Source organism: Flavobacterium sp. ACAM 123, assembly GCF_000264055.1.
Lineage (GTDB): Bacteria > Bacteroidota > Bacteroidia > Flavobacteriales > Flavobacteriaceae > Flavobacterium.
The window spans coordinates 14,316-29,621 of sequence record NZ_AJXL01000007.1 but is presented as its reverse complement, the minus strand read 5'-3'; the positions used below and the strand labels follow the sequence as shown (position 1 = coordinate 29,621).

Annotated in this window: 13 protein-coding genes; 9 read left to right on the top strand and 4 right to left on the bottom strand. The window is 36.3% G+C overall.

The window, feature by feature from the left end; genetic code table 11:
- Positions 1-3 precede the first annotated feature (3 nt).
- From A3SG_RS0102155 to A3SG_RS0102140, 4 genes are all read left to right on the top strand, one after another.
- Entirely contained in the window at positions 4-669 is a 666-nt protein-coding gene (locus tag A3SG_RS0102155) for an SCO family protein (RefSeq protein ID WP_016988359.1), read from the top strand.
- Between the two features lie 166 nt (positions 670-835).
- Positions 836-1,075 carry a ferrous iron transport protein A gene (locus A3SG_RS0102150; protein ID WP_016988358.1) on the top strand — a complete coding sequence of 80 codons (240 nt, stop codon included), beginning with the start codon at positions 836-838 and terminating at the stop codon, positions 1,073-1,075.
- Positions 1,075-3,174, top strand: a complete 2,100-nt coding sequence (gene feoB, locus A3SG_RS0102145; protein ID WP_016988357.1) for a ferrous iron transport protein B — start codon at positions 1,075-1,077, stop codon at positions 3,172-3,174. The genes A3SG_RS0102150 and feoB overlap by 1 nt, the downstream gene beginning before the upstream one ends.
- 129 nt (positions 3,175-3,303) lie before the next feature.
- The gene (locus A3SG_RS0102140; RefSeq protein WP_016988356.1) at positions 3,304-5,532 is read left to right on the top strand and encodes a TonB-dependent receptor family protein; all 2,229 of its coding nucleotides are present in this window, start codon (positions 3,304-3,306) and stop codon (positions 5,530-5,532) included.
- 194 nt (positions 5,533-5,726) lie between these two features.
- Here the strand turns inward: A3SG_RS0102140 and A3SG_RS0102130 are convergent, their stop codons facing one another.
- From A3SG_RS0102130 to A3SG_RS0102115, 4 genes are all read right to left on the bottom strand, one after another.
- The gene (locus A3SG_RS0102130) at positions 5,727-6,143 is read right to left on the bottom strand and encodes a hypothetical protein (RefSeq protein ID WP_016988354.1); all 417 of its coding nucleotides are present in this window, start codon (positions 6,141-6,143) and stop codon (positions 5,727-5,729) included.
- Positions 6,144-6,208: 65 nt separating this feature from the next.
- Positions 6,209-7,027 (bottom strand): ZIP family metal transporter, encoded by an 819-nt coding sequence (locus A3SG_RS0102125; RefSeq protein WP_016988353.1) that lies wholly within the window; start codon positions 7,025-7,027, stop codon positions 6,209-6,211.
- Between the two features lie 2 nt (positions 7,028-7,029).
- The gene (locus A3SG_RS0102120; protein WP_016988352.1) at positions 7,030-7,677 is read right to left on the bottom strand and encodes a metal-dependent transcriptional regulator; all 648 of its coding nucleotides are present in this window, start codon (positions 7,675-7,677) and stop codon (positions 7,030-7,032) included.
- A 100-nt stretch (positions 7,678-7,777) separates the two neighbouring features.
- Entirely contained in the window at positions 7,778-9,649 is a 1,872-nt protein-coding gene (locus A3SG_RS0102115) for an Nramp family divalent metal transporter (RefSeq protein WP_016988351.1), read from the bottom strand.
- 102 nt (positions 9,650-9,751) lie between these two features.
- Between A3SG_RS0102115 and A3SG_RS0102110 the strand changes: the two genes are divergently transcribed.
- The 5 genes from A3SG_RS0102110 (at position 9,752) to A3SG_RS0102090 (ending at position 15,272) form a co-directional block, all read left to right on the top strand.
- Complete coding sequence (locus tag A3SG_RS0102110) at positions 9,752-12,004, top strand: TonB-dependent receptor (RefSeq protein ID WP_016988350.1); 2,253 nt, start codon at positions 9,752-9,754, stop codon at positions 12,002-12,004.
- Between the two features lie 270 nt (positions 12,005-12,274).
- A complete protein-coding gene (locus A3SG_RS0102105; protein ID WP_016988349.1) occupies positions 12,275-12,739 on the top strand; it encodes a thioredoxin family protein in 465 nt (154 codons plus the stop codon).
- Between the two features lie 34 nt (positions 12,740-12,773).
- The gene (locus A3SG_RS0102100; protein WP_016988348.1) at positions 12,774-13,919 is read left to right on the top strand and encodes a lycopene cyclase family protein; all 1,146 of its coding nucleotides are present in this window, start codon (positions 12,774-12,776) and stop codon (positions 13,917-13,919) included.
- A 157-nt stretch (positions 13,920-14,076) separates the two neighbouring features.
- Positions 14,077-14,487 (top strand): BrxA/BrxB family bacilliredoxin, encoded by a 411-nt coding sequence (locus tag A3SG_RS0102095; protein WP_016988347.1) that lies wholly within the window; start codon positions 14,077-14,079, stop codon positions 14,485-14,487.
- 413 nt (positions 14,488-14,900) lie between these two features.
- Positions 14,901-15,272 (top strand): hypothetical protein, encoded by a 372-nt coding sequence (locus A3SG_RS0102090; RefSeq protein ID WP_016988346.1) that lies wholly within the window; start codon positions 14,901-14,903, stop codon positions 15,270-15,272.
- The last annotated feature ends 34 nt before the right edge of the window (positions 15,273-15,306 follow it).

Sequence of the window (15,306 nt, the reverse complement as noted above, 5' to 3'; positions counted from 1 at the left end):
TTTATGAAATCCATTTTTATGAAGTACCGAATAATTATTGGTATTTTCCTGGTCTTTTCCACTATCACACTTTACTTGTTTTATGGAGCCTTAAAGCCTACTAAAACACTTCCTATCTACAATCCCGCTGATGTAAATCCAGAGCTGGTAGACAGTACGGTCCAATACATTAGTAAATACCACACCATAGCCGACTTCTCCTTTGTCAATCAAAACGGAAAGACTGTAACTCAAAAAGATTATGAAGGCAAGATTTATGTAGCTGACTTTTTCTTCACTACCTGTGGCTCCATTTGTCCAAAAATGACTGCCAATTTATTTGAAGTCCAAAAAGCGATTATAGATAACCCAAAAGTGATGCTCCTTTCGCATACCGTGTTTCCAGAAACAGACAGTGTACCCGTTTTAAAAGAATATGCGGTGAAATATGGCGTTAATGACAAGAAATGGAATCTGGTTACCGGTGATAAAAAAGAGATTTATACCATGGCTAGAAAATCATATTTGGCCGTCAAATTGGGGAAACCAAGCGAATTATACGATATGGTTCACACCGAAAATTTTGTGTTGGTCGATGCTAAAAGAAGGGTGCGTGGTTTTTATGACGGTACAAAAAAGGAGGACATCGAAAAATTAATAATCGACATTAATTTCCTCAGCAACGAGTAGTACTGACTAAAAGAAAGTAAACCCATTTTTACTTTTCTAATAACAAGCCATTTAATCTTTTTTCTTAGCCTTAATTTATTTGAGCGTCAGTATAAAAGTGACAATTAACATTCGTTTTAGTATTTTAATATGTACTTTTGCAATATTAATTCAATCTAAATAAGACTTGCGAACAACAATATATTCCCTTAAAAAAGGAGACAAAGCCATCATAAAAGATTTTGATATTGACATCATTCCATTAAAACTGCTTGAAATGGGCTGCTTGCCTGGGAATACGGTTGAATTGCTACAAATCGCACCCTTTGGAGATCCCTTATACTTAAATATTAACGGTTCCCATTTGGCTATTCGAGTGGAGACAGCCCAAGAGATTGAAGTTGAACTAATCAAAATCAAGCTTTAATGATTAATCAGAATATTAATATTGCTTTAATAGGCAACCCAAATACAGGAAAAACTTCGGTTTTTAATCAGCTCACCGGGCTCAATCAACAAGTTGGAAATTATCCAGGAATCACTGTTGAGAAAAAAATTGGTTTCTGCAAATTACCCAATAATGTTAAAGGGAACATATTAGATTTACCCGGTACCTACAGTCTGAATGCAAGTTCAATTGATGAAAATGTTGTCATTGAATTAATGCTGAATAAAAAGGATAAATTATATCCTGACGTAGCGATCGTGGTTACCGATGTAGAAAATTTGAAACGTAATTTACTCTTATTCACACAAATAAAAGATTTAGAGATTCCAACCATTTTAGTCATTAACATGGCCGATAGAATGGAATACAAGGGGATTACCTTAAACATACCTTATTTAGAAGAGCACCTAAAAACAAAAATTGCCCTGATCAGTTCCCGAAAAGGATATGGTATTGATGAACTAAAAGATTTGATTGTCAACTACAAATCAATCCCCACAGAACCCTGCCTTAACGCCTCGAGTATAGATCCAGAGTATTTCAACAGCCTGCGCAAAGCATTTCCCAATCAGTTATTGTATAAATTGTGGCTGGTAATAACCCAAGACGTAAATTTCCTGAATTTAGAACGAAAAGAGATTCAAGGTTCCTTTACTAAATCGCATTCAGATCTAAAACGATTACAACAAAAAGAAACCATTAAACGCTATCAATTCATCAATGATGTCTTGAAAGAAGGTTTAAAAGTGGACGCATCTATTGCTAAAGATTTTCGCAGCAAACTCGATCGCGTGTTGACCCATAAACTATGGGGATATGTGATTTTCTTTGTCATTTTATTTGTGATCTTTCAATCAATTTTCGAATGGTCAAAAGTCCCAATGGATTTTATAGACAGTACTTTTGCTTCGTTGAGCACTTTAGCAAATAACGAGCTACCGGCTGGTGTTTTAACTAATTTAGTGTCGCAAGGAATTATTCCCGGAATTGGGGGAATTCTGATTTTTATTCCGCAAATAGCCTTCTTGTTTTTATTTATTTCCCTTTTAGAAGAGAGTGGTTATATGAGTAGAGTCGTTTTCCTGATGGATAAAATCATGCGAAATTTCGGTTTATCAGGAAAAAGTGTAGTCCCTTTAATTTCTGGAACGGCTTGTGCCATACCGGCAATTATGGCCACACGAAATATTGAAAACTGGAAAGAGCGATTAATCACGATTCTAGTCACCCCATTTACAACCTGCTCTGCCAGATTGCCCGTTTATGCTATTATTATAGCGCTGGTGATTCCAGATACTTATGTATTAGGGATTTTTAATCTTCAAGGATTAACGTTAATGCTACTCTATCTTATCGGTTTCGCAATGGCGATATTCTCGGCCTACATTTTAAATATAATCCTGAAAATAAAATGCAAGACATTCTTTGTAGTAGAAATGCCAAGCTACAAATTGCCTATGTTCAAAAACGTAGCGCTCAATGTTATTGAAAAGACAAAGGCATTTGTTTTTGGCGCGGGAAAAATAATTTTAGCAATCTCAATCGTTCTGTGGTTCATGGCTTCCTATGGTCCCGGCGAAAAATTTAACAATGCAGAAGCTATTCAATCATCAAAAACGGAAAACGTAGGAATACCGCAAGAGGAACTTGGTAATAAAGTAGCAGCATATAAATTAGAAAATTCGTACATTGGAATCATGGGGAAGAGTATTGAACCGGCTATTTCACCTTTAGGATACGACTGGAAAATTGGGATCGCCATCATAAGTTCCTTTGCGGCAAGAGAAGTTTTCGTAGGTACTTTGGCCACTATTTACAGTGTAGGAAGCACTGGGAATGAAGATACAATCAAAAATAAAATGGCTGCAGAAGTCGATCCCGCAACTGGGAAAAAAATATTCAATTTTGCTTCAGGAATCTCTTTATTGTTGTTCTACGCTTTCGCCTTGCAATGTGCAAGTACCATTGCTATTACAAGAAAAGAAACCAACTCCTGGAAATGGCCTTTGGGACAACTTATTTTAATGAGTGGCTTTGCTTACGTTGTAGCCCTAATTGCATATCAGATTCTCAAATAATTGAACAAAAGCACTTCTTTTGATCTGTCAACAAACGTTAAATTTTTTAATTTTTATTATTTTTAATTTGTCTAAATAAGATTAAGGTTTTATCTTCGCGCAAAAGAATTAATCTAAATAAGAATAAGAATGACGAATAACATCCTTGTAGCTTCGCTATTAGTTACAACCGCTTTTTTTGCACAAGAAAAACAACTTTCAAGAACACAAAAGGACAGTATTGAAAGTTTGAATGAAGTGATAATCACAGCCGACGCCATTATAGGAAGTAAGTTCAACGCCAAAAACAAGGCGGGTTCGACTTATTTTATTTCTCCAAAAGAATTAAAAACCTTCAACTACGATGATGTTTCTCGAATTTTAAGAACAGTTCCAGGACTAACTATTCAAGAAGAAGACGGTTTTGGATTACGCCCAAACATTGGAATGCGCGGAACCAGCCCGAACCGAAGTGAAAAAATCACATTGATGGAAGATGGAGTTCTTATTGCACCCGCGCCCTACGCAGCTCCGGCAGCATACTATTTTCCGACGGTAAGCAGAATGCAATCTTTCGAAGTATTAAAAGGGGGAAGCCAGATTCAATATGGTCCATACACAACAGGAGGTGCCATAAATATGGTTTCTACTCAAATTCCGAATCGTTTTTCTGGCCGTATAACAACAAGCATAGGTAGTTTTAATACCAAAAAGACCTATGTGAATATTGGTGATGAACATGAAAATTTTGGTTACATATTGGAATACAACAACCGAAATTCAGACGGATTTAAAACAATTGACAATAGTTCAAAAAATACTGGTTTTCAGGCCAATGATTACGTGGCAAAATTTAGATTTAACACGGACTCTGATGCTAAAGTATACCAATCATTAACCGCTAAACTTCAATACAGCGAAGACTTAGCAAACGAAACCTACCTTGGTTTAACTGATGATGATTATAACAAAAGCCCTTATAGAAGGTATGTGGCCTCAAACGAAGACTTTATCGACACCGAGCACAATCAAATTATGCTGACGCACTTTATACGACCTACAACAAACTTTAGCGTAACAACTAAAGCGTATAAAAATAATTTCGCTAGAAACTGGTATAAACTAGATGCCTTAAAATTAGGCAATTCAAAAGTGAGTATCAATAATATCCTAGCAAACCCTGAAACTTATAACTCAGAATACCGAGCCATAATTGGTGCTGATAATACCGTAGACAATGCCCTATTAGTAAAAGCGAACAACCGTAAGTATGAGGCTAAAGGAATTCAAACAGTAGCGAACTACAAATTTGAAACCGGAAAAGCAAAACACGATATTGATTTTGGACTTCGTTACCATGAAGACTACGAGGATCGTTTCCAGTGGGTAGATGGATATGCTATTCAAAATGGAGTCATGAACAGAACCAGCAATGGAACTCCAGGTACTGACGCTAATAGAATCACAAAAGCAGAAGCTATCGCAGCACATGTCCTTTACAATTTAACTGTTGATAAGTTCACTTTCACACCTGGAATTCGCTACGAGGACATCACAATTAGTTCCTCAAATTATGGAACAAAAGATATCGGTAGAGTTGGAACTTCCTTGGCGAGAGCCGAAAATAAAATAAACGTTTGGATTCCAGGTATGGGAATTCTTTACAAAATAAATGATAATTACAACATCTTTACAAGCGTTCACAAAGGGTTTTCACCTCCCGGGGTAAGTGCAGGAGAAGATGCGGAAAACAGCTTGAATACAGAGCTAGGCTTTCGTTTCGATAAAAATGCATTGCACGGAGAAATCATAGGATATTATAACAATTTCTCCAATCTTCAAGGCTCTGATTCTATGTCAGGCGGGGGAACTGGAACGGGAGATTTATTCAATGCAGGTGCAGCCATCGTGAAAGGAATTGAACTTTTGGCAACTTATGATGTCATCGACAACAGAGATAAAAGATTCAAATTACCAGTTACCTTATCCTATACTTTCACTGACACTAAATTGGAAAACAGCTTTAACAGCACGATTTGGGGCAATGTAGAAAGCGGAGATGAGATTCCATACATCGCCAAAAATCAATTGGCAATCACCACTGCATTTGAAACCGAAAAATTCAACTTTGCCTTGAGTGGAAAATATGTAGATGCTTTCAGGACAGTAGCAGGCACTGGGTTCATTCCAGAAAAAAACAAAGTTGGATCTAACTTCATCATCGATTTTTCAGCGAGATATCACATAACTGACCACGTCAGTCTGATGGGGAACATCATCAATTTACTAGATAACAAGTACGCCGTTTCGAGAGTTCCATCAGGTTTAAGACCAGGACATCCTTTTGGAATTAACTTTGGAATTATGGCGCAGTTCTAAAACAAAGTAAATAGTTTAACTCAAAAAGCAACCTTTTTCGGTTGCTTTTTCTTATTTTTACAATATGGATATTCAAGAAATTATAGCTTTTGTCGCGCTCGGGATCGCAATGACCTTCCTAACTAAAAAATTCTTTTTCAAAAGGAAGAAGTCTGATAAAGATTGTGGTAGTGGAGACTGCGGCTGTCACTAATTTATTTATTATACCCCAACTTTATATAGTAAGCTGTAGGGTCAATTGTAACGCCCTCTTTTGGGTAAGGAAAAACAGTGATGCTTTTTATATTTTTCTGACTAGAAGGCAAATACTTCTTAAACCACACTTCATTTACTAAATCCTTTTTACCTGAAATAACTAATTCTTCCTCGTTTACGAGTTTTTTGCCCTCATAAACAGATACAACCACTTTTATTTCGCCCGCCCAAATACATCTTACTCCGTCAGGGCACCGGGAATCTAAAAGCACCTCTTTTAAAACCAGCTGAACCCCTTTTTGATTAGAACATACTTTTTGAATGACTTTCACGTACTTGACCTTTTGCAAACTTGGGCTTTGAGCCAAAGCCCAATTAATGCCAAGGATAAAAAGGAATAGTATTGACTTTTTCATATGCTATGTTTTAAAGTTAAAGCTAAGCTTTATTTCGATAGCAATCCTTGCTGAGCTACGGATTCTTAGCCGAGAGCAACATCCAAGACCATCATGACAATAAAACCACCAACGAAACCCATAGTGGCGATATCCGTATTATTATCTTGTTGCGTTTCGGGGATTACTTCTTCTACCACCACAAAAATCATCGCACCTGCGGCAAAAGCCAAAGCATAGGGTAAAACTGGTGTAAAAAAAGTGACTGCAAAAGCCCCTAAAACTGCAGCAATAGGTTCTACCAATGCTGAAGATTGCCCATACATAAAACTTTTCCATCTGCTCATTCCCATTCTTCGCAACGGCATTGAAACGGCAATTCCTTCTGGGAAATTCTGAATTCCAATTCCTATAGCTAATGTAACAGCACCAGCGATAGAAGCTTCTGGAATCCCAGCTGCGACTCCACCAAAAAGAACGCCAACAGCCAACCCTTCCGGAATATTATGAAGTGTAATTGCAGAGACCAACAAGGTTGTTCTTTGCCATGGCGATTTGATTCCTTCGCTAATTTTAAAATTGATATGAAGATGGGGTAATACTTTATCAATCCCAAAAATAAATAAAGCACCAAGGAAAAAACCAAAGGCCGCAGGCATGACTTTAGCAAAACCTTCACCGCCGGTCATTTCTATAGCTGGAGCCAATAAACTCCAAAAACTAGCAGCAACCATAACCCCTCCGGTAAACCCGAGCATTCCGTCAAGCACGACACGGTTCATTGTTTTAAACATAAAAACGAAAGAAGCCCCTAAAGCAGTTAGAAACCAAGTGAATAAACTCGCATAGAAAGCGGCTAATATTGGGTCAATGCTTGTGAAATAATCAACTATAGATTGAAACATAACTATTTGATATATAAATTACTTGCTATTTTATTTGAAATCGATAAACTCCTGTCATCCACCTTTATTTTTACAGACAAATCAAAACTTTCTTTACTTACTACCTCTACTATAGAGCCCAAAGCGATACCTTGTTTGTCTAAATATTTCAAAAACTCTGATGAAGTATCTTTCACTCCCACACAAATCCCTTTTTGATTCTCAACTAGTTCCGAAAGCAATTGCTTGTCAATTTTTAAGATTTGTCCCTCGGCATTTGGGATCGGATCGCCATGGGGATCTTCGGTAGGATTTCCTAAAAAATCATCTAATTTATTAATTAGTTTTTCAGATTTGATGTGTTCTAATTGTTCCGCAACTTCATGGACCTCATCCCAAGAAAAATCTAATTTTTCCACCAAAAAAACTTCCCAAAGACGGTGTTTTCTAACAATCATTTTGGCAGCTAACTTGCCCCGTTCTGTCAGGGAAACTCCGCGATATTTTATATAATTCACCAAATCTTTTTCGGCTAATTTCTTGAGCATGTCGGTGACGGAGGATGCTTTTGTATCCATCATTTCGGCAATGGCGTTAGTACTCACTTCGGAGTGGGAAACGACCGTAAGATGATAGATACCTTTAAGATAATTTTCTTCTGAGAATGTCATTTTTATATTTTTTTTAGCCCCGATAGTAACGGCATCCTTTATTTTTTTTCTTTAAAAAAATAAAGATAGAGCGGATAGCGGGATTAAGCTCCTTATTATTTTAATTTTTTACTATAAACAATGGAATAGAAATCTTGTGTCGCAATTTGTCAACGGTAGTTCCAAAAAGTAAATCTTTGAATCCCGTATGCCCGTGAGTTCCCATGACCAAAACGTCAAAATTCCCTTCATTAATAATTTCTGGTATCACTTTATTTGGCTTACCAAAGCCCAGTTGAATCGCTACTTTAAATCCTTTTTCTGATAGAATTGCTTTGTATTCTTCCAGTAATTTTTCATCGACTGATGTTTCATGATCATCAATATTCTCTCCATAAATCATCGCACCAACCGTTTCTACTACGTGAATCAGCGTATAGTTAGCTGCTGTACCTCCTAATTCAAAGGCACTGTTCAATGCGATTTCGTCCGCAGAAGAGAAATCAACAGAAACAGCAATATCTTTTTTAGCATAACCTTCTGATTTAGAAAAGGTCAGTTTTAAATTATGTGGAGAATGGTTTTGAATTGCGATTTTTGATTTCTTAACAAACGGCTTAAAGACAATGTACAGTAATAATATCAAGAAACTTACTGCTAGTGGAACCACTGTAAGCCATAAAACAATAGGATTTTCTGAAACCTCTAACCAGCCACTTATTTCATCAAAAACTAATTTTCCATTCAGTGCCACAATAATCGAAGCCACGATCCAAGATGCTACTTGTGTGGTTCTACTAATATGAAATCCATACATTTTAGATTTATCACTTACAAAATGAATCAGCGGAATAATGGCAAAACCCAGTTGCAAACTCAAAATTACCTGACTCAAGATTAATAATTTTCCAGTCACTCCTTCCCCAAAAATACTAATTACGACAACTGCCGGAATGATGGCAATCAATCGAGTGATTATTCTACGCACCCAAGGCTGAATCCTTAAATTAAGATAGCCCTCCATGATAATTTGACCGGCCAATGTTCCTGTTATCGTCGAACTTTGTCCCGCGGCAATCAAGGCAACCGCAAATAAAATAGGGGCCCATTTAGTCCCTAATAATGGCGCTAAAAACTTGTGTGCATCCTGAATTTCAGCAACTTCATACATCCCAACTTTATAAAATGTAGCCGCTGCTAAAATTAATATCGCTGCATTTACAAAAAAAGCCAAATTCAACGCAATCGTCGAATCTATAAAATTATATTTTAAAGCCTGCTTAATACCTTCCGTGGTTCTGTCAAATTTTCTAGTTTGCACCAAAGAAGAATGCAAGTATAAATTATGTGGCATTACGGTAGCCCCTATGATACCGATTGCAATGTACAATGCTGATTCGTTAGGCATCGAAGGAATTAAACCATTTAGTATATCCCCCATATTAGGTTGTGCAAAAATCATTTCGAAAATAAAAGAAACCCCGATCACCATAACTAGCGCTATGATAAAAGCCTCCATTTTTCGGATGCCTTTATTGATCAAAAACAATAACAGGAACGTATCCAGTACCGTAATCAGTACTCCTTCAATAAGTGGAATCCCAAACAATAGATTTATACCAATTGCCATTCCCAATACTTCAGCGAGATCGCAGGCGGCGATAGCAACTTCAGCCAAAAAGTATAGAATGTAATTGATAAATCGCGAATACGTTTCCCGCGAAGCCTGAGCTAAATCACGCTGAGTAACAATTCCTAGTCGTGCACTTAAACTTTGAAGCAACAAAGCCATGATGTTACTCATCAATAAAACCCAAAGTAAGGAATACCCAAATTGGCTTCCTCCTGCAAGATCAGTCGCCCAGTTCCCTGGATCCATATATCCAACGCTTATCAAGTATGCAGGACCGAAAAAAGCTAAAATTTTTCTAAAAGCTGACTTCTTATTTAGAGTCGAAACTGATTCGTTTACTTCCTCTAAGGACTTTCCCATATAATAACAATTTGAGGCAAATGTAATTATGTTTTTTGTTATATCAAATATAATTTTTAGCTTTGCCTAAATATTTATTTAATCTATTGCTAAAATATAGTTGTGAAAAATCTAATTTTGCTTTTTTGTATTCTAATCAATACCATTTCATTTGCTCAAACCACCATAAAGGGAACGGTAACTACTGACGGTATGCCTTTGCCATTAGCCAATATTGTGTTGAAAAATTCTAAAAGTTCAACAACCAGCACTGTCGACGGTTCTTATCATTTTAATACTGTTCCAGTGGGAAACTATGAAATTACCGCTTCCTATACCGGTTTTAAATCCCAAAGTCAACGCATCGTAATTGCCGATACTACTGCGGTTATTTTGAATTTTACTTTAAGAGAGAATAATACCCTCGACGAGATCGTAATCACTGGGACGTTGAAACCAGTCAGTCGTTTAGAAAGTCCCGTTCCCGTAGAAGTTTATAAACCCGTGTTTTTCCAGAAAAATCCAACGGCAAATATCTTTGAAGCATTACAGAATGTAAATGGGGTTCGGCCGCAATTGAATTGTAATGTTTGCAACACTGGAGACATTCATATCAATGGACTAGAGGGGCCTTACACTTTAGTTTTAATTGACGGAATGCCCATTGTAAGTGGACTTTCGACAGTGTATGGACTGTCTGGAATTCCCAACTCCTTGTTAGAGCGCATTGAAATCGTCAAAGGACCCGCTTCCTCTTTATATGGAAGTGAAGCTGTGGGAGGATTGATTAACATCATTACAAAAAACCCGAAAAATGCGCCTGTTTTCTCTGCTGATGCGTTTGCCACTGGCTGGGGCGAAGTGAATATCGACATCGGTTTTAAAGCAAATGTTGGCAAGGCCGCCGCCGTTTTAACTGGAATTAATTATTTCAATTACAGCAACCCAATTGACAACAACAAGGACAACTTCACCGACTTAACACTGCAGGACCGGATTTCAGTTTTCCAAAAATGGAATTTCAACAGAATGAGCAATAAATTATTCTCTCTGGCGGGACGCTATTTCTATGAAGACAGATGGGGAGGCGAATTGCAATGGGAGAAAAAATACCGTGGCGGAACTGAGGTGTATGGCGAAAGCATTTACACAAAACGCTGGGAATTACTCGGTGCTTATGAACTTCCCATTGAAGAAAAAATGCTGTTTTCGTTTTCTTATACGGACCACGACCAGAATTCCATTTATGGTGATATGCCTTACCGCGCCAAGCAGCGCATTGGCTTTGGGCAGTTGACCTGGGATAAAGAAATTACTACTCATGACTTACTTTTTGGAACTGCCCTTCGTTACCAATATTACGATGACAACACAACCGCAACAGTTGATGAGGATATCAATTGGATTCCGAGTCTGTTTGTGCAGGACGAAATCACCTTAGCAGAAAAACAGACTATCCTTTTAGGGGCACGCTACGATTACAACAGCAATCACGGTGCTATATTTACGCCTCGATTAGCCTACAAATGGAAAATTAATGATAATAACGTTTTGCGTTTTAACACCGGAACTGGTTTTAGAATTGTAAATCTTTTCACCGAGGAACATGCAGCTCTAACGGGTTCTCGCGAAGTCATTGTTCTAGAGGAATTAAAACCAGAACGTTCTTACAATGCCAATTTGAACTATTTAAAAAAAATGTATACTAAAAATGGTACCTTCATAGGACTGGAAACCAGCGCTTGGTACACCCGTTTTTCTAATTCTATTATTCCGGATTACGATAGCAACCCTAACCAGATTATCTATAAAAATTTAAATGGTTATGCCGTAACAAAAGGTGTTAGTACTAATATTGATTTGGTTTTCAACAATGGACTAAAAATGATTTTAGGCGTCACTTATATGGATGTGACCAAAACAGAAAACAATATCAAGACAAGACAATTACTTACGGAAAGAGTTACGGGAACCTGGGCCATCTCTTACCGCTTGGATAAACTATTTTTGGATATTGACTATACCGGAAATCTTTATGGCCCTATGCGATTACCATTACTAGGACCTTTAGATCCTCGAAGCGAATATTCGCCTACTTGGAGCATTCAGAATATCCAATTCACTTTTAATAAGTTCAAAAATTTAGAATTGTATGCTGGAGTAAAAAACCTACTGAACTGGACACCAAACAGGGGAAATCCATTTATCATAGCAAGAGCCAACGATCCTTTTGATAAAAATGTTACATATGATTCAAACGGCAATGCACAAGTGACAGCAGACAACCCTTATGCTTTAACCTTTGACCCTGGTTATGTTTACGGACCTAATCAAGGAGTCCGAAGCTTTTTTGGATTGCGTTATACTTTGAAATAATTTTTAATGGAGTTATTGTATTTGTTTGTTTTTTAACCACATAAAACCATAGATTCTTTTCTTATAAAGGAAGATATTTAATTTTTTAATAGAACAATAGAGCAATAAACGAGGGAAATAAATGAACAAAAATGATAAATACAGTTTAACTACGTGAAACTTACCCCTAATTCTTTTTAAAAACAACAGGAGTTCTATGACTCTATGTAATAAAACCTTTTTATAGATAACAGCTTCTAATGACTTATATGTTTAAATACTAAAACAGCGATGAAAAAATCACTACTTATATTCTTCCTATTTATGCTAACGATTCCAGCTGGTTTTGCCCAATTGAAAAACTATTCCTTCGAAGAGGCGGAACAGCTATCGAGAGAAAGCCCAAAACCTATTGTAGTTTTTGTTCATACTTCGTGGTGTAAATACTGCAAGATGATGGAAAATATCACTTTTAAAAATCCAGAAGTTATTAGGATATTAAATGAAAATTTTTATTTCATTCTATTAGACGCCGAAAGTAAGAATGATATCGCGTTCAACGACCGCACTTTTAAATTCAAACCAACGGGGCCAAACACGGGAGTGCACGAATTAGCCATTGCTCTATCTACAGTTAATAACCAGATAACTTACCCTACAATCACTATAATAGATCGCAATTATTCCATTCTATTCCATAAACAGTCCTATATAAAAACGAAAGACCTTATTTCTATCCTTGGAAAAATAAATTAATTACCTATTTTTGATAAGAATTTCTAAAACTGATATGAAGCACTACCATTACATTTTCACGGGCAGCGGTTTGTCCGCTTTGATGACAGTCTATAAAATGGCTAAATCTGGGAAGTTTAAGGAAAAAACCATTTTATTATTGGATGAAAACTTAAAAAAAACAAATGATCGTACTTGGTGTTTTTGGCAAATAGAAAAAGGGGACTGGGAACGATCCATTTCAAAAAAATGGAATTCAGCACTTTTTGCCAATGGTGATTTTAAGCGAAATTTAGACTTGCAACCTTATCAATATAACATGATTCGTGGCTTGGATTTTTACAATCAAGTTTTTGATTTTATTTTAAGTGAAAAAAACATCAGTTATGTCAATCAAAAAGTGACTGATATAAATGAATTAGAAAACCACGTTTTCGTAGCCACTGAAAAAGAAACGTACACCTGTGATACCGTTTTCAACAGTATTTACAATAAATCAGAAGTGGAAAGTCAAACTAAATACCCCGTATTACAACAACATTTTATAGGTTGGTTTATAAAAAGTGAAGAACCCGTATTCAATCCAGAGCAAGCTACTTTTATGGATTTTTCAGTTGAGCAAAAAGGAAATACTCGTTTTATGTATGTACTGCCTACTTCAACCACTGAAGCTTTATTGGAATACACTCTGTTTTCGCACAAGCTTTTAACAAAAGAGGAATACGAGCAGGAAATCAAGTTATACATTCAAAAACTAGGCATTCAAAATTTCGAAATAATTGAAAAAGAACAAGGCAGTATTCCCATGACCTGCTATCCTTTCATGAACAAAACTACCAAACGCGTCCTAAATATAGGAACCGCAGGCGGATGGACAAAAGCAAGCACGGGCTATACCTTCAAAAATTCTGACAAGAAGTCAACTCAATTAGTCGCCTTTCTTCAAAAAAGCAAAGAATTACGAGAATTTCATACGAAAACTAAGTTTTGGTTTTATGATTTGCTATTATTGAACATTTTAGACAAACACAACGAATTAGGCGCACGAATTTTTTCGTCCATTTTTAAAAAAGGGAGTCCTGCATTAGTTTTTAAATTCTTAGATGAAGAGACCTCTTATTTTGAAGATTTGAAAGTTATATCAAAATGTCCTCAACTTGTGTTCATCAAGGCTATAGGGAGGAGTCTGCGCTATCTTTAGTGCTTTTATTTTATCGTTTTAATTAAAATATAGTTTACGAAATAACGCGAAAAATGGCTATTGAACTATAACAAAACTTTATAATTCTCTCCAAGGACTTAATCCTAAACTTCGTAACTTTGCTTAATAAATAATACAAATTAAAAATATAAAAGATATGTATCCACAAGATATGGTAACCCCAATGCAAGTTGAATTAACAGCTGCAGGTTTTCAAGATTTACATAGTGCAGAGGCTGTTGAAAACGCAATGAAAGCAGAAGGTACTACATTAGTTGTAGTGAACTCTGTATGTGGTTGTGCTGCTAGAAATGCACGTCCAGGAGCAAAAATGAGCTTAGCAGGAGCAAAAAAGCCAGATCACCTAATTACTGTTTTTGCAGGAGTAGATAAGGACGCTGTAGACGCAGCAAGACAACACATGTTCCCTTTTCCTCCATCATCTCCAGCTATGGCTTTATTCAAAAACGGAGAATTAGTCCACATGTTGGAACGTCACCACATTGAAGGTCGTCCAGCTGAGTTGATTGCTGAGAACTTACAAGATGCTTACAACGAGCACTGTTAATCCCGACAAAAGTCACAATCTAAAACCACGTCTCGGCGTGGTTTTTTTTATTTGAAGCAATTTCCAGCTATTCGTTTCAATCTTTTTTCTCGCTAAAAAGCGAATAAAAAAGGATTTCCACTTCTATCTGGGCTATAAACGTTCTAGCTCACAATTACTCTTTTACAAAATTTTGACGATAGTACGCTATAACTCTGCTCTGGCAATGGCATAACTAATCTACTTTCTAAGTAATATTTAGTACGAAAAAGATTTATATTTGATGATCGTCACTAGTTATCAACAATTTAAACACATAACATCGATGCAACAATTTTTTGCATTGACTAATTTTATTTTTAGTGGCATCATGTAATTAAGGAATAAAAGAAGTATCTCAAAAAGTTAGTCTTAAGAATTATGCAGAAGAAGTGATGAAAAAATCTTTAATCGAAGATGACCCAATAATTGTAATCTCACAAGTATCAGCTAAAATATATTCCAAAGTAGATTTGAAACATCCTATTTTTAACAATCTAAATCGGAAGGGCTTATTTATTACCCCAAAAAACTCAGATATGATTGAGGAATTTTGGGGAGAACAAGGTAAAATAAATGGAGCAAACGTTTACATGGAAACACAAGAACCAAAACCAGAAATTAAAAAGTTAAGATACATACTAAACGGTAAAGAAATTGAAAGATTATTTACAGATACAATTAATATGAAAAATATAAAAGGTTATATTGTGCTTAAGAACCGAACTGCTAACCAATATGCTGTTTTTATAAATACTAAAGAATAAAGAACTGCTGCTAGCAACTAAGGATTAGGTAGTC